The organism is Streptosporangium minutum (assembly GCF_002149035.1).
Taxonomy (GTDB): domain Bacteria; phylum Actinomycetota; class Actinomycetes; order Streptosporangiales; family Streptosporangiaceae; genus Streptosporangium; species Streptosporangium minutum.
Genome location: NZ_NGFP01000236.1, coordinates 1 through 14,901 on the forward strand (window position 1 = coordinate 1; position 14,901 = coordinate 14,901).

The 14,901-nt window shown below is 70.8% G+C and carries 18 protein-coding genes and 1 pseudogene; 17 read left to right on the plus strand and 2 right to left on the minus strand.

Annotated features, from left to right (window positions below; translation table 11 throughout):
• The 5 genes and pseudogenes from CA984_RS46635 to ffh form a co-directional block, all read left to right on the plus strand.
• Positions 1–630, plus strand: a pseudogene (locus CA984_RS46635) (hypothetical protein); the annotation flags it as partial.
• Between the two features lie 43 nt (positions 631–673).
• Positions 674–1,087, plus strand: a complete 414-nt coding sequence (locus tag CA984_RS35050; protein WP_197048434.1) for a roadblock/LC7 domain-containing protein — start codon at positions 674–676, stop codon at positions 1,085–1,087.
• Positions 1,088–1,171: 84 nt separating this feature from the next.
• The gene (locus CA984_RS35055; RefSeq protein WP_423229347.1) at positions 1,172–1,570 is read left to right on the plus strand and encodes a DUF742 domain-containing protein; all 399 of its coding nucleotides are present in this window, start codon (positions 1,172–1,174) and stop codon (positions 1,568–1,570) included.
• Positions 1,571–1,583: 13 nt separating this feature from the next.
• The gene (locus tag CA984_RS35060; RefSeq protein ID WP_031158879.1) at positions 1,584–2,144 is read left to right on the plus strand and encodes a GTP-binding protein; all 561 of its coding nucleotides are present in this window, start codon (positions 1,584–1,586) and stop codon (positions 2,142–2,144) included.
• A 118-nt stretch (positions 2,145–2,262) separates the two neighbouring features.
• Positions 2,263–3,804: a signal recognition particle protein gene (gene ffh / locus CA984_RS35065; protein WP_086577718.1), complete on the plus strand. Its 1,542-nt coding sequence runs from the start codon at positions 2,263–2,265 to the stop codon at positions 3,802–3,804.
• Between the two features lie 294 nt (positions 3,805–4,098).
• On the opposite strand, the gene CA984_RS35070 is transcribed toward ffh, so the two are convergent.
• On the minus strand, positions 4,099–4,980 hold the full coding sequence (locus CA984_RS35070; protein WP_086577719.1) for a hypothetical protein: 882 nt from the start codon (positions 4,978–4,980) through the stop codon (positions 4,099–4,101).
• A gap of 296 nt (positions 4,981–5,276) precedes the next feature.
• Between CA984_RS35070 and rpsP the strand changes: the two genes are divergently transcribed.
• The 12 genes from rpsP (at position 5,277) to dprA (ending at position 14,083) form a co-directional block, all read left to right on the plus strand.
• Positions 5,277–5,738 (plus strand): 30S ribosomal protein S16, encoded by a 462-nt coding sequence (rpsP, locus tag CA984_RS35075; RefSeq protein WP_086577720.1) that lies wholly within the window; start codon positions 5,277–5,279, stop codon positions 5,736–5,738.
• 1 nt (position 5,739) lies between these two features.
• Positions 5,740–5,982: an RNA-binding protein gene (locus CA984_RS35080; protein WP_012888562.1), complete on the plus strand. Its 243-nt coding sequence runs from the start codon at positions 5,740–5,742 to the stop codon at positions 5,980–5,982.
• Between the two features lie 91 nt (positions 5,983–6,073).
• Positions 6,074–6,589, plus strand: coding sequence for a ribosome maturation factor RimM (gene rimM / locus CA984_RS35085; RefSeq protein ID WP_086577721.1), 516 nt, complete (start codon positions 6,074–6,076; stop codon positions 6,587–6,589).
• A gap of 1 nt (position 6,590) precedes the next feature.
• Positions 6,591–7,358, plus strand: a complete 768-nt coding sequence (gene trmD, locus CA984_RS35090) for a tRNA (guanosine(37)-N1)-methyltransferase TrmD (RefSeq protein WP_086577722.1) — start codon at positions 6,591–6,593, stop codon at positions 7,356–7,358.
• A gap of 268 nt (positions 7,359–7,626) precedes the next feature.
• Complete coding sequence (gene rplS, locus CA984_RS35095; protein ID WP_031158865.1) at positions 7,627–7,980, plus strand: 50S ribosomal protein L19; 354 nt, start codon at positions 7,627–7,629, stop codon at positions 7,978–7,980.
• A 155-nt stretch (positions 7,981–8,135) separates the two neighbouring features.
• Positions 8,136–9,020 carry a signal peptidase I gene (lepB, locus tag CA984_RS35100; protein WP_086577723.1) on the plus strand — a complete coding sequence of 295 codons (885 nt, stop codon included), beginning with the start codon at positions 8,136–8,138 and terminating at the stop codon, positions 9,018–9,020.
• 9 nt (positions 9,021–9,029) lie between these two features.
• Positions 9,030–9,668, plus strand: coding sequence for a signal peptidase I (gene lepB, locus CA984_RS35105; RefSeq protein ID WP_086577724.1), 639 nt, complete (start codon positions 9,030–9,032; stop codon positions 9,666–9,668).
• A gap of 80 nt (positions 9,669–9,748) precedes the next feature.
• On the plus strand, positions 9,749–10,435 hold the full coding sequence (locus CA984_RS35110) for a ribonuclease HII (RefSeq protein WP_086577725.1): 687 nt from the start codon (positions 9,749–9,751) through the stop codon (positions 10,433–10,435).
• A gap of 39 nt (positions 10,436–10,474) precedes the next feature.
• Positions 10,475–10,798, plus strand: a complete 324-nt coding sequence (locus CA984_RS35115) for a DUF2469 domain-containing protein (protein WP_012888569.1) — start codon at positions 10,475–10,477, stop codon at positions 10,796–10,798.
• 109 nt (positions 10,799–10,907) lie between these two features.
• On the plus strand, positions 10,908–11,261 hold the full coding sequence (locus CA984_RS35120; protein WP_012888570.1) for a YraN family protein: 354 nt from the start codon (positions 10,908–10,910) through the stop codon (positions 11,259–11,261).
• A gap of 51 nt (positions 11,262–11,312) precedes the next feature.
• Complete coding sequence (locus tag CA984_RS35125) at positions 11,313–12,896, plus strand: YifB family Mg chelatase-like AAA ATPase (protein WP_086577726.1); 1,584 nt, start codon at positions 11,313–11,315, stop codon at positions 12,894–12,896.
• Positions 12,893–14,083 carry a DNA-processing protein DprA gene (gene dprA / locus CA984_RS35130; RefSeq protein WP_086577727.1) on the plus strand — a complete coding sequence of 397 codons (1,191 nt, stop codon included), beginning with the start codon at positions 12,893–12,895 and terminating at the stop codon, positions 14,081–14,083. The genes CA984_RS35125 and dprA overlap by 4 nt, the downstream gene beginning before the upstream one ends.
• 348 nt (positions 14,084–14,431) lie before the next feature.
• Here dprA and CA984_RS35135 read toward each other — a convergent pair.
• A partial coding sequence (locus tag CA984_RS35135) for a murein hydrolase activator EnvC family protein (protein ID WP_108724660.1) occupies positions 14,432–14,901 on the minus strand: 470 nt, incomplete at its 5' end.

The window sequence follows — 14,901 nt, forward strand, 5'->3', positions numbered from 1 at the left end:
TCCCGCGAGGGCGCAGCCGGAGCCTGGCCGGACCCGCCGTCCCGCGAGGGCGGGTCCGGAGGATGGCCGTCCGCCGGCGACCCGGGATCGTCGGAACGGCGCGCCTTCGAACCGGCCGACAGCACCGGCCCGCTGCCCGTGGTCCGCGACTCCTCGCCCATGGAAGAGGCGAAGGAGGAGTTCCTGCCGATCTTCGCCGCGGTCGAGTCCGACTGGTTCAGGAAGGTCGACCCCGCGGCGCCCGTCCAGGACCTGACCGAGGAGCTCAAGGACGCGGCCTCCCCCCCGCCCGCGCCCGCCTCCGACGCCTGGTCCTCACCCGCGGACGTGGGCTGGCAGGCCGCCCAGGCGGCGAGCGAACCCTCGCTCGGCGGGATCACCGGTTCCGGGCTCCCCAAGCGGGTGCCCAAGGCGAACCTGGTGCCCGGCACGGCCGCACCCGACGCGGGCGCGGCCCCCCATACCCCCGTACTCCGGCCGACCGTCTCTCCCGAGGCGGTGCGCAACAGGCTGGCGAGCTTCCAGCAGGGAGTACGGCAGGGCCGTGCGGCGGCCAGGGGCGAGGCCGGCGACGGGCAGCCGTATCCCGACTTCGGTCGGGACGTTGAAGGAAACAAGGAGGACCGGTGAGCGAGCTCATCATGGTCGCCAAGGAGGATGACACGTGCGCGAAATGAGCCAGGCCGCCCGGGGGGTCAATTGGCTGATCACCGACTTTGTGAACAACGTCCCAGGCGTGGCGCACACGGTCGTGGTGTCGGCGGACGGTCTGCCGTTGGCGTATTCCGACGGATTCCCCCGGGACCGGGCGGACCAGCTGGCGGCGGTCGCGGCCGGTCTGATCAGCCTGACCCAGGGGGCTTCCCGGGTCTTCGAGGGCGGGGCTGTCACCCAGACGGTGGTGGAGATGCAGCGAGGGCTGCTCCTCATCATGTCGATCAGTGACGGCTCCTGCCTCGCCGTACTGGCCGCCGCCGACTGCGACATGGGTCTGGTGGCCTATCAGATGACCCTGCTTGTCGAACGAGCGGGGCAGGTGCTGACGCCGGCCGTCCGCGCCGAACTCCAGGCCTCCCACCCCAGGTGAGGACGATGATCCTAGGAGGGTGCCGTGGCAGGCCGCGGCTGGACTGACGAAGGTGGCCCGTTAGGCGGGTCGCCTTATCAGTCGATGGACGACCCCCATCGGCAACAGGGTGGTCCTTCACATCTCATGCAACCGGCACCGGCGGAGCAGAGCTCCCTGGTCCGGCCGTATGCCGTGACCGGGGGGCGGACCGCCCCCCGGACCCAGCTCGCCATGGAGGCGCTCGTCTCCTCGGCGACGTCCGTACATCATGATCTGTCCACCCGCACTCCGGAGTATCAGGCGATCAGCGCCCTGTGCCGGCAAGTGCGTTCGGTCGCTGAGATCTCCGCGATGCTCCGCATCCCGCTCGGTGTGACCCGGATCCTGGTCGCGGACATGGCGGCCGAGGGTCTGGTCCAGCTGCATCAGCCGCAGCTGGACGCGGGCAAGCCGGATCTCAACCTGCTGGAAAGGGTGCTCAGTGGACTTCGCAGGCTCTAGCCGCGGCGGCGGCCTGACATCGACGAAGATCGTCGTCGCCGGTGGATTCGGTGTGGGTAAGACCACGTTCGTGGGGGCGGTGTCGGAGATCCTCCCCCTGACCACGGAGGCGGTGATGACCGACGCCAGCGCCGGCATCGACGACCTCGGTCTCACCCCGAACAAGACCACCACCACGGTCGCGATGGACTTCGGCCGTGTATCGCTGGACCGGGACCTGATCCTCTACCTGTTCGGCACGCCCGGCCAGCACCGGTTCTGGTTCATGTGGGACGACCTCGTGCGCGGCGCCATCGGCGCGATCGTGCTGGTCGACACCCGCCGGCTGGCCGACAGCTTCCCGGCGATCGACTACTTCGAGGAGGCCAAGCTCCCCTTCGTGGTCGCGGTCAACGGCTGGGACGGGACCTACCTGCATGGTGAGGAAGAGGTGCGGGAGGCGCTGACGCTGGCGCCGCACATCCCGATCTCACGGACCGACGCGCGCTCGCGCGACGCGGTGAAAGCCACGCTCATCACGCTTGTGGAGCACGCGCTGACCATGCGGATGGCCGTTCCCGGGTGGGGGCGCTGACCACGCGGGCGGGCGTTCCCGGATGGGGGCGCCGACCGTCGGGGCGTTAGTCACGCCTCCCAACGGATAGGCTGGGGGGTCGAGTCGCAGACCTGTAGCGCAGAGGCTGGCCAATCACGTGTTCGAGACGCTTTCCGACCGGCTCACATCGGTCTTCTCCTCCCTCCGTTCCAAGGGTCGGCTGTCCGAGGCCGACATCGACGCGACCTGCCGCGAGATCCGCATCGCGCTGCTCGAGGCTGACGTCGCGCTGCCCGTGGTCAAGACGTTCGTCGCGCAGGTCAAGGAGCGCGCCCGGGGCGTCGAGGTCTCACAGGCGCTGAACCCGGCGCAGCAGGTCGTCAAGATCGTCAATGACGAGCTGATCGAGATCCTCGGCGGCGAGACCCGGCGGCTCCGCTATGCGAAGAACCCGCCGACCGTCATCATGCTCGCGGGTCTCCAGGGTGCCGGTAAGACCACCCTGGCGGGCAAGCTCGCCCGCTGGCTGCGTGACCAGAACCACGCGCCCATGCTGGTCGCCGCCGACCTTCAGCGTCCCAACGCGGTCCAGCAGCTCCAGGTCATGGCCGAGCGGGCGGGGGTCGCGGTCTACGCGCCCGAGCCGGGCAACGGCGTCGGCGACCCGATCGAGGTGGCGCGCCAGTCGATCGACCACGCCAGGCGGCAGCAGCACGACATCGTCATCATCGACACCGCCGGCCGCCTGGGCATCGACCAGGAGCTGATGAAGCAGGCCGCGGACATCCGCGACGCGGTATCGCCCGACGAGGTCCTGTTCGTCGTCGACGCCATGATCGGTCAGGACGCCGTCTCCACGGCCCAGGCCTTCATGGAGGGCGTCGGCTTCGACGGCGTCGTGCTCACCAAGCTCGACGGCGACGCCCGGGGCGGCGCGGCCCTGTCGGTCCGCCACATCACCGGCAAGCCGATCATGTTCGCGTCCACCGGTGAGAAGCTCGAGGACTTCGACGCCTTCCACCCGGACCGGATGGCCTCCCGCATCCTCGACATGGGTGACATCCTCACCCTGATCGAGCAGGCCCAGAAGACCTTCGACGAGCAGGAAGCCGCCAAGATGGCGGGCAAGCTCGCCTCGGGCGAGGGCTTCACGCTGGAGGACTTCCTCGAGCAGATGATGATGGTCCAGAAGATGGGCCCCATCAAGAACCTGCTCGGCATGATGCCCGGCATGGGGCAGATGCGTGAGCAGATCAACCAGGTCGACGACCGCGACCTGGACCGCATCGCCGCGATCATCCGCTCGATGACCCCGGGCGAGCGCCAGAACCCCAAGATGATCGACGGTTCCCGCCGGGCCCGCATCGCCAAGGGCTCCGGGGTGACGGTGACCGAGGTGAACGGCCTGGTCACCCGCTTCTTCGACGCGCAGAAGATGATGAAGAAGATGGCCGGCGGGATGGGCATCCCCGGCGGGCGCAAGGCGAACAAGGCCGCGCAGAAGAAGGCGGCCAAGGGGCGGCGGGTCAGCGGTGACCCGCGCAAGGCGGCACTGGGCAAGGGTTCCTCCGGTCCGGCCGACGCCCCCGCCGCTCCGGGAGGCGCCCTCGGCAACCTGGGAGCCGGTCAGCTCCCGCCCGGCCTCGAGCTGCCGCCGGGCTTCGACCCCTCGAAGTTCAAGTTCCCCGGGCAGAAGTGAGCGACGACAGGTTCCACGGGCGGGCCCGGTGGGTCTGGCTGGCCATCATGGTGGGTTTCATCGCCGTGGCGGTTCTGGAACTGCTGGGAGTGCGGCCCAGGTAGGACGTGGCGAGCGGGGGTGGCGGACGGATCCGCCGCCCCCGCTCTGTTCCGTCGTGGGCACCTCTGTATCCGTCACTCCCGCTCTGTTCCGTCGTCGGCACCGCTGCGTCCTGTGAGGGCGCGCCGCCCGCTCTCCGCCTCGCGGCCTCCCTCCCGGGGCCCGGCCCCGTCGGGCCGGGGGCGGGAGCGGTCACGCCGAAGGCCGTGAACAGCCGGCCGGTACGGCCGGCATGCTCAGCAGCGACTCGGCCAACGTCGGCGTGCCGTCCGGGCCGTCGCCTGTGGCGGGCGGCGCTGAGGCAGGCGTCCCGGACGGGGTGGGAGCGGGCGCCGGAGGCGGGATGAGGCCCGGCCCCCGCCTCGCGGCACCCCCGGCGCAGTCGACGCTGGCCCCGCCCAGGGTCACCTCGGCGAGCGGCCCGTCGTAGACGACGGCGCCCGAGGCGTCGAACATGCGCCCGCTGATCGCGAGGATCATCCCGGCCTCGGCGGTCCGGGCCCCGCCCCCGGTCTGCGGGGAGGTCTTCCGGACATCGGTTCTGACGACGGTCAGCACCGCACCCGTCACCCCGGGATAACCGAGCTGGACACCCGTCGCCGGGACGCTCGTCGTCCCGGCCTCGACCGGCTGGCCCAGCACGGCCACGGAGCCGGGGGCGGCCACGACCGAGGAGCCGGCCGGACCGGACGGCCTCCAGCTGACGCCGGTCCGCACCGTGCCCGTGACCAGCAGCGGCAGGCCGGCCCGGGGATTGAGCCTGAGCTGCCTGACCCTGAACCGGCCGCCGGCCTCCCACGAGACCGGCGCGGCGACCCTCGCCCGGAGCTGCCTGCCCGCCAGCGAGACGAAGGCCCGCACACCGTCGGGATCGGCCCAGTCCCCGCCGTCCTCACCCCCCGAGGGGCCCATGAAGGCGCGGCCCCAGCTGCCGGTGAACGCCTCCTGGCCAAGGGCGGGGATGCCGCGGATCTCCAGCTCGACACCTCTGGCCAGGGCGAACTCGCCTGTGGCGGCGGTCGCTCTCATGGCGAGCACGGCGCCCAGAACGGCGACGGAACCGGTCGCGGTCAACAACAGAGACCTCAGGGTGGTTGCCACGGCGGCCATTTAGCGCAGCAGCGCGAGCCGCCCAGCGTCTCGGACACACGAGGATTACCGAGATTTGCCCTCTGCGGGCCGTACGAGATGGAGGTTGTTTGGCTGGGCACTCCCGTACGTCTGGCACAATGACATGTTGGAACATCGTGACCACGTGGGTGCCCTCTCACCCCCGCGTGCCACGCCTGTCCCTATGAACGGTCCTCTCCTCGTGCCCCACTCGATGAGACGCCGCTCGCCCACGCTCTAATGCAGGAGAGACCACACCAGTGGCAGTCAAGATCAAGCTCAAGCGGCTCGGCATGATCCGCAACCCGCAGTACCGCATCGTCATCGCCGACAGCCGCACCAAGCGTGACGGCCGGGCGATCGAAGAGATCGGCCTGTACCACCCGAAGGAGAACCCTTCGCGCATCGAGATCGATGCCGAGCGGGCGGCTTACTGGCTGGGTGTCGGCGCGCAGCCGACCGAGCCGGTGCTGAAGCTCCTCAAGCTCACCGGTGACTGGCAGAAGTTCAAGGGCGAGCCGGCTCCGGCTCCGCTCAAGGTCGCCGAGCCCAAGGCCGACCGTCACGCCGCCTACGAGGCCGCGGCCAAGGAGGCGCTGTCCCTGGACGCCGCCGCCACCACGGCGAAGAAGTCGGCCAAGAAGCCCGTGAAGGCCGACGAGCCCGCCGTTGAGACCCCGGCTGAGCCGGTTGCGGAGGAGAAGCCGGAAGGCGAGGCCTGAGATGCTCGAGGAGGCCCTCGAGCACCTGGTGAAGGGCATCGTCGAGCATCCCGACGAGGTCCAGGTTCACGCCCGCCGCATCCGCAGCGGGCGTGTGCTTGAGGTCCGGGTCCACCCCGAGGACCTGGGCAAGGTCATCGGCCGTGGTGGCCGTACGGCCAAGGCGCTGCGCACTGTCGTGAACGCCCTGGGCGACGGCAAATACGTTCGGGTCGATCTGCTCGACCTGAACGAGGCCCGCTAGCCGACACGAGATTCATCGAGTGAACGGGTCACCCACCGCTGTGGGTGACCCGTTTGCTTTCTGCCACACACGACTACTTTGGGAGGCGGGCGTGCAGCTTGTCATAGGCCGGATCGGCCGCCCGCACGGACTCCGCGGCGACGTGTCCGTGGAGGTGCGCACCGACGACCCGGAGCGGCGTTTCGCCCCCGGGACGGCCGTCGCCACCGACCCCGCGTCGGCAGGTCCACTCGTCATCGAGTCCCGGCGCTGGCACTCCGGGGTCCTGCTGGTCAGGTTCGAGGGCGTCAACGACCGCAACCGTGCCGAGGAGCTCCGCGGCACCACGCTCGTCATCGACTCGGCGGACATCCCGCCCTCCGACGACCCCGACGAGTTCTACGACCACCAGCTCATCGGCCTCGCCGTGGTCACCCCCGGCGGCGAGCGGGTCGGAGAGGTCTCCGACGTCCTCCACCACGGTCAGGACCTGCTCGTCGTACGGCGGGGCGGGGCCGAGGTCTACGTGCCGTTCGTGAAGGCGCTGGTCCCCGTGGTCGACCTGGACGAGGGCCTCCTCGTCGTGGACGGGCCCGCCGGCCTGCTCGACCCGGACGAGATCGCCTGACATGCGCGTCGACGTCATCTCGATCTTCCCCGAGTACTTCGCCCCGCTCGACGTCTCCCTCATCGGCAAGGCCCGCGAGCGCGGCATCCTCGACGTCCACCTCCACCAGCTCCGCGACTGGGCCCGTGACGTGCACCGCACGGTGGACGACACCCCCTACGGGGGCGGGCCCGGCATGGTCATGAAGCCGGAGCCGTGGGGCGAGGCGATCGACGCCGTCCTCGCCGCCGACCCCGCCGCGCAGCCCAGGATCATCGTGCCGACCCCCAGCGGGGTGCCCTTCACCCAGAAGCTGGCCATGGAGTACGCCGCCGAGCCGTGGCTGCTGTTCACCCCGGCCCGCTACGAGGGCATCGACTCCCGGGTCATGGCCGAGTACGGCGCGCGCATGCGCGTGGACGAGGTCAGCGTCGGCGACTACGTGCTCGCCGGCGGAGAGGTGGCCGTGCTAGTGATGGTGGAGGCCGTCGGCCGGCTGCTGCCCGGCGTGCTCGGCAACGCCCACTCCGCCGTGGACGACTCGTTCGCCCCGGGGGCGATGGAGAACCTCCTGGAAGGGCCGGTCTACACCAAGCCGCCCGAGTGGCGGGGGCACGAGGTTCCGGAGATCCTGCTCTCCGGGCACCACGGCAAGATCGCCCGGTGGCGGCGGGACGAGGCGCTCCGCCGTACCGCGCGGAACCGTCTCGAACTGCTGGCCGCGCTCGATCCGGAGACGCTGGACAAGCACGACCGGAAGCTTCTGTCGGAGCTCGGTTTCCCCGCCTGACCGGGGCGGTCGCGGCGGGGGAGTCCCCGCCGTCCCCCGGCCCCCGGACCGGTCCGCCGGCCCGCTCCGACAGGTCGATTTCCGGTCGGTCGCGAAAATATGGCAGACTGAACCGTTGCCGCCGACTGTCCTCTGGTCGGCGCGCGCTGTCGGGCAGATGGGCCTGACTCCCAAGACACCGTCCAATTCAGCACGCGTGTCCATCACGGCGCCGCCCATCGCGGCCGGATGGACCTCCGGGTGCTCGCGTAAATGAGGTACCACTGCCATGCACACGCTGATCACCGAGCTTGAGAAGGCCACGCTCCGCAGCGACGTCCCGGACTTCCGTCCCGGTGACACCCTCGAAGTTCACGTCCGCGTGATCGAGGGCACCCGCTCCCGTGTCCAGGTCTTCAAGGGCTTCGTCCTGCGTCGCCAGGGCAGTGGCGCCCGCGAGACCTTCACCGTCCGCAAGGTCAGCTACAGCGTCGGCGTGGAGCGCACCTTCCCGGTGCACAGCCCGGTCATCGAGAAGATCACCCTGGTGACCCGTGGCGACGTCCGCCGCGCCAAGCTCTACTACATGCGTGACCTGCGCGGCAAGGCCGCCCGTATCCGCGAGAAGCGCGACGCCCGCTAGAGCCTCCCGCGCCATGCCGTCCTGGCCCGCCACCCTTTTCCGGGTGGCGGGCCAGTCGCATGCAAGGAGGTTTGACCTCCTGTGGCAAAGACGCATAGCTATGGTGACCCGGCAGGCAGCCGGTGGGTGTCGGCCATCATCTAGGCTCGTCAACGATGACTAGCGAAGACCGGGAGTACGGCGCAGCCTCGCGTCGACCTGTCGAGGACGAGGTGGACGTGGTCGCCGAAGACACTCAGAAGACCGCCACGGACGGCAAGGACACGGACGGCAAGGGCAAGAAGAAGGGCTCCTTCTGGAAGGAGCTCCCGGTCCTGGTCGTCGTGGCACTGGTCCTCGCGCTGATAATCAAGACCTTCGTGATCCAGGCGTTCTACATCCCGTCGGAGTCGATGGAGAACACCCTCCTGACGAACGACCGGGTCCTGGTGAACAAGCTCGTCTACCGGGTCCGTGACATCGAGCGCGGTGACGTCGTGGTCTTCTCCGGCGTCGACTCCTGGGACGGCGAGGTCCAGTTCGAGGAGCCGTCCAACCCGGTCTCCGCGTTCTTCCGCTGGATCGGCACCGCGTTCGGCGTGGTCCCCGGCGAGAAGGACTACATCAAGCGGGTCATCGGCGTCGCCGGCGACACCGTGAAGTGCTGTGACGCCCAGGGCCGGGTCACCGTCAACGGGGTCCCCCTCGACGAGAAGGCCTACCTCTACCCGGGGGACAAGCCGTCCGACGAGCCCTTCCAGGTCAAGGTCCCGCAGGGCCGCCTGTGGGTCATGGGCGACCACCGTTCGGTCTCCCTCGACTCCCGCTCCCACAAGGGCGACCCCGGTAACGGGACGATCCCGGTGGACAAGGTGATCGGCCGCGCCTTCGTGATCGTGTGGCCGTTCTCCAGGGCGAAGATCCTCCCCATCCCCGACACCTTCCAGCAGCCCGGCTTCAAGGCGGCCGCCGCCCTGGCGGAGGCCACCCCGCTTGTCGGCGGTCTCGCGGGGGCCGTGCCGCTGGTGCTGTGGCGTCGTCGCAGGAACTCAAGGCGGTAGCCGTACCTCATGACTGTGGAACCCGAGAGCAAGCCCGAGGAAGCCGGGAAGGGGAAGCCGTCCGGCAAGGGCGGCCTGCGCGAGACGGTCACCCTGATCGTCTCCGGAGTGGTGGTGGCGCTGCTGCTGCAGGCATTCGTCTTCCCGACCTTCCGGATCCCGTCGGAGTCGATGGAGAACACCCTGCGGGAGGGCGACCGCGTGGTCGTCAACAAACTGCACGGCGCGACCGAGCGCGGCGACGTGGTGGTCTTCGAGGGCTGGCCGGGAGGCGACACCATCAAGCGGGTCATCGCGGTCGGCGGCGACACCGTGAAGTGCTGTGACGCCCAGAACCGGATCACCGTCAACGGGGTCCCGCTCGACGAGACGGCCTATCTGCATCCCGACGACTTCGCCTCGGGCGACAAGTTCGAGAAGGTCGTGTCGGAGGGGCGGCTGTGGGTCATGGGCGACCACCGCTCGGCCTCCGGCGACTCGCGCAACCACCAGGAGATGGAGGGGGAGGGCACCATCTCGGAGGACGATGTGATCGGCCGGGCCTTCGCGATCTACTGGCCGCTCTCCCGTGTGGGCGTCCTGTCGACGCCGGAGGTGTTCACCAAGCCGGAGATCTTCACCGGGGCGGGACGGGGAGAGCTCCGCTGAGCTGAGGTGAGGGCAGCGGTACCGAACGGTCCGGATCGGGCGTACTCTCTGCTCATGGTCGCTATGTCTGCCGTGGTGCCGTGACGGTTGCGTTTCGCCCCACGCCGAGCGTGGTCCGGCGGGATTCGGGACTGTACGGCTATGAGCGGGCTCTCGCGCGCCGCGGGCTGGGGCCCGTGGCCGGAGTCGACGAGGCCGGCCGGGGCGCCTGTGCCGGGCCGCTGGTGGTCGCCGCGGTCGTGCTCGGCCGCCGGATCGACGGTCTGAGCGACTCCAAGCTGCTCACCGCCGCCCGGCGTGAGTCGCTCTACGAGCGGATCACCGCGACCGCGGGGGCGGTGAGCGTGGTGGTGATCGATCCGGCCGAGATCGACGCGCGCGGCCTGCATAAATCCAACATCGAGGGAATGCGCAGGGCCGTCGCCCGGTTGTCCTGTGACCTCGGTTATGTGCTGACCGACGGGTTCCCCGTCCCGGGCCTGCCCGTGCCGTCACTCGGCGTCTGGAAGGGGGACCAGGTCGCGGCCTGCGTCGCGGCGGCCTCGATCGTGGCGAAGGTGACACGCGACAGGATGATGACCGCGCTCGGTGACCGTCATCCCGAGTACGGTTTCGCCGTGCACAAGGGGTATGGCACCGTGGATCATCGCAGGGCACTCAAGACGTACGGCCCGTGCCCGGCCCACCGATTCTCGTTCGCGACGGTGGCGCGGTCCGGGCCGGGTGAGGTGATGAGTGAGAATGAAGTGGGGGCCGGTCCCGCCTGATCGGGCGGGCCGGGAAGGCGTGCAATCAGGAGGATCGGTATGAGCGCAGAGGATCTCGAGAAATACGAAACCGAGATGGAGCTGCAGCTTTACCGTGAGTACCGCGACGTCGTCGGGTTGTTCACCTACGTCGTCGAGACCGAGCGGCGCTTCTATCTGACCAACTCCGTCGACCTGGACGTCCGCACGGCCGAGAACGGTGACGTGTTCTTCGACGTGAAGATGCAGGACGCCTGGGTCTGGGACATGTACCGTCCAGCGAGGTTCGTGAAGAACGTCCGCGTCGTCACCTTCAAGGACGTCAACGTCGAGGAGCTGGCCAAGCCCGATCTGGAGATGCCCAAGGAGGGGTTCTCGAACTGAGGTGTTCTCCACAGAGGCGGGCCGTGCCTGAACGGGTGTCCACAGAATCGGGTTCGGCCCTCTGAGGCCGGGGTGAGCTGCGCGAAGGTCGGGAACCGGAGGTGGTTCCATGGCCGCGAAGGACGAGCTCGGCAGGCATGGCGAACAGGTCGCCGTCGACTATCTGCTGGCGCACGGCATGCAGATCCTGGATCGCAACTGGCGATGCCCGGACGGTGAGATCGACGTGGTCGCCCGCGAGGGGCGGGCGCTCGTCGTGGTGGAGGTGAAGACCCGCTCCGGCCGCACTCACGGGACCGCCTTCGAGGCGGTGACCGTGGTGAAGCTCGCCCGCCTGCGCAGACTCACGGGCAGATGGCTGGCCGAGCGCCGTGAGCGGTTCGACTCCGTCCGCATCGACGTCATCGCCCTGGAGCGGTTCGCCGGAGACCTCGTCATCCGCCACGAGCGGGGGGTGTGCTAGATGCCTCCCGGACTGTCCTGGATCATCCGCCCCGCCCGGGGGGTGGCGTGAGTGGCCGTCGCACGTACGCGCTGCATCGCGCTGGTCGGAGTGACCGGCCACCCCGTCGACGTCGAGGCCGACGTCGGCTCCGGAATGGCCGGCCTGCACCTCATCGGCATGCTGGACACCGCGCTGAGCGAGGCGCGCGACCGGGTCCGCTCGGCGGTGGTCAACAGCCGCTACGGGTGGCCCGACGCGCGGATCACCGTCAGCCTGTTCCCCGCCAGCCTGCCCAAACGTGGAAGCGTGTTCGACCTGGCGATCGCCGTGGCCCTGCTCGCGGCGGCGGGGATCGTGCCCCGTGCCAAGGTCGCCGAGCCGTTCTTCCTGGGCGAGCTCGGCCTCGACGGCTCGCTGAGACCGGTGCGGGGCGTGCTCCCCGCCGTGCTGGCGGCGGCCGGAGCCGGTGCCCGCACCGTCGTGGTCCCCGCGCGCAACGCCGCCGAGGCCGCTCTCGTGCCGGACGTGACCGTCATCCCCGCCCTCACGCTGGGCGAGCTGGTGAGCTGGCTGCGGAGCGACGACCCGGTCAACCTGCCCATGGCCGAGGTCGCCCCGCCCGCCGAGGCGCCCGGGTCCGTCGGCGGTCCGGGCGGCGCTCGCTCGCTCGCTCCGGCCGATTCCGGCGAGCTCGTCCCCGACCTCGGCGACGTGGCCGGTCAGCCCTTCGCCCGCCGCGCGCTGGAGGTCTGCGCCGCCGGAGGCCACAACTTCTGGATGCTGGGCCAGCCGGGCACCGGCAAGACGATGCTCGCCGAGCGGCTGCCCACCCTGCTCCCGCCCCTGGAGCGGGATGAGGCACTCGAAGTCACCGCCATCCACTCCGTCGCCGGGGTACTGCCCGTCGACCGGCCGCTGCTGACCCGCCCGCCGTTCGTGGCGCCCCACCACACCGCGACCGTCGCGGCCGTCATCGGCGGGGGCAGCGGGGCGATCCGCCCGGGCGCGGTGTCACTCGCCCATCGGGGCGTCCTGTTCCTGGACGAGGCCCCCGAATATCCGACGACCGTTCTCGACTCGCTCAGGCAGCCGATCGAGTCGGGCCGGGTGACGGTCTCCAGGGCGGTGGGCTCGGTCACGTTCCCCGCCAGGTTCATGCTGGTGCTGGCCGCCAACCAGTGCCCGTGCGCGCGGCCCTCCAGCCCCGAGGACCCGTGCCGGTGCACCCCCGCGGTCCGCCGCCGCTACCTGGCCAGGCTCTCCGGCCCGCTGCTCGACCGGATCGACGTCAAGGTCACCCTGTACCGGTCGACCCGGCGCGAGCTCCTCGCCGACCGCCGGTTCATCGAGCCGAGCCGGGTGGTGGCCGAACGGGTGCTCATCGCTCGCGGGCATGCCGCCAGGCGGTTCGCGGACAGGCCGTGGCGGTCCAACGCCGAGATGCCCACCCGTGCCCTCCACGCCGAATACCGTCCGCAGCCGAAGGCGATGGCGCCGCTGCTCCGCTGCCTCGACAGCGGTCAGCTGAGTGCCCGCGGGCTGGACCGGGTGCTCAGGGTGGCCTGGACCCTGGCCGACCTCGGCGGCAAGGCCGGGCCCGGAGTCGCGGAGACCAACGCCGCACTCGGGCTGTGGCTGGGGGAGGAACGGTGAGCGACCGGCTCGCGCGGGTCACGTTGATGCGGGTGGCCGAGCCCGGCGACGCCATGATGGGCAGGCTCGTCGCCGCTCACGGCCCGCAGGGGGCCGTCGCGCGTGTCCGCGAGGGGCGGCCGGAGCCGGAGCTCGCCGGGTGGTTCGCCGACTCCCTCAACCGGGAGTCGGCCGGATCGCGGCACGAGCGGCTCACGGCCAGGCTCGGGCGGATGTTCGCCTCCTGGGCGGCCCGGCTGGAGACGGCCGACCCCGTCCGTGACCTGGCCGAGGGGGAGCGCCGTGGGGCGCGGCTGGTGGTCCCCGGCGACTCCGAGTGGCCGACCCAGCTGGACGACCTCGGCGAGTCCCGCCCTCACGCCCTGTGGCTCCATGGTGAGGCCGACCTGCGCTTCTCCTGCCTGCGCTCCGTCGCGGTCGTCGGCTCCCGGGCCGCCACGCCGTACGGCACGCATGTCGCGGCGGAGTTCGGAGCCGGACTGAGCGAGCGGGGCTGGGCTGTCATCTCGGGCGGCGCCTACGGCATCGACGGGGCGGTCCACCGCGGCGCCCTCGCGGGTGAGACGCCGACCGTCGTGGTGCTGGCCTGCGGCGCCGACGTCGCCTATCCCAGCGCGCACCATTCGCTGTTCGCGGCCGTGCGCTCCCAGGGCGTGCTGGTGAGCGAGTGTCCGATGGGCGCCACCCCGACCCGGCCCCGTTTCCTGATCCGCAACCGGCTCATCGCCGCGCTGTCGCGGGGCACCGTGGTGATCGAGGCGGCGGTGCGGAGCGGGGCGCTCAACACCGCGGGACACGCGGTCTCGCTGAACCGCCATCTGGCCGCCGTGCCGGGGCCGGTGACCTCGGAGACCTCCGCGGGGTGCCACCGGTTGATCCGGCAGGGGAGGGCCACCTGCGTGACCACCCCCGAGGAGATGATCGAGCTCGTCGGTGCGATGGGCGGTGACCTGGCCCCCGAACCACGTGGCCCGGTGCTCCCGCGTGACCAGTTGAGCCCCGAGATCCGCAGGGTTCTCGAGGCCGTGCCCGCCCGGACCGGGACGGGCCCGGCGACGGTAGCGGTGGCGGCGGGCGTCGACCTGGACACCGTGCTGTCCTGTCTCGGTGCCCTGGCCGCCGCCGGATACGTCGAACGCGTCCCCCGCGGCTGGCGCCTACGCCCCGGCGGCTCCCCCGACCGGTAACCGGCAGGTGGGGTCCGCCTCCCGGTGGGCCCCTGGTCGGTGATCGGCGGACGGGGCCCGTCCCCGGGGACTCGGCGGAGAGCGGGACCTTTGAAAGCCCGGGGCCCAGAGGAGGACGGGGAAGGCTCCGTTCCAGAAGGAGAGGTTCCCGAGAGAGTTCCAAAGGAAGAGGTTCCCGAGAGAGCTGGAGGGAGAGGTTCTCCAGAGAGCTGGAGGGAGTAAAGCCGGAGGGAGCCTGAGGAAGCAAAGAGCCAAGAGCTGGAGGGTGAGCTTCAGGGGGAGAGATGTTCGCTCCCGGAGGGCTTGGCGGAGAGCGGGACCGTCGGTGGCCTCCGGTGATCGGGTCTCTCACGGGTGGCCGGCGTGTTCGCGGTGCGTGGGCCAGACGGGGAGCAGCCGGACCTGGCCCCGGCCCAGCAGAAGCAGCGGATCGAGATACAGGCGGTCGCGGAGCAGGCCCCAGTGCAGGCAGGCGGCCGGGCAGTGCCCGGGAACGTCCTGAACCACACCGATCGCCTCGCCCAGGCCCACCCTCTGGCCGCGCCGTACCGACGGCTGGACGGGCAGGTAGGTCGTCCGCAGGCCGTCGGCATGGAGGACGGTCACCACACCCCGCTCCGCGAGCGGTCCCGCGTATCCCACCGTCCCGGCTCCGGCCGCGCGGACCTCCGTGCCGGGCGGAGCGGCGAGGTCGACTCCCCGATGCCCGGCCAGCCAGGGCTGCGCCGGGGGCGCGAACCCACGGAGCACGCGAGGCCGTCCCCGGAGTGGCCAGTCCCAGCGGGCCGAGGGCGCGGGGGCTGTGTGCTGGTGGGCTG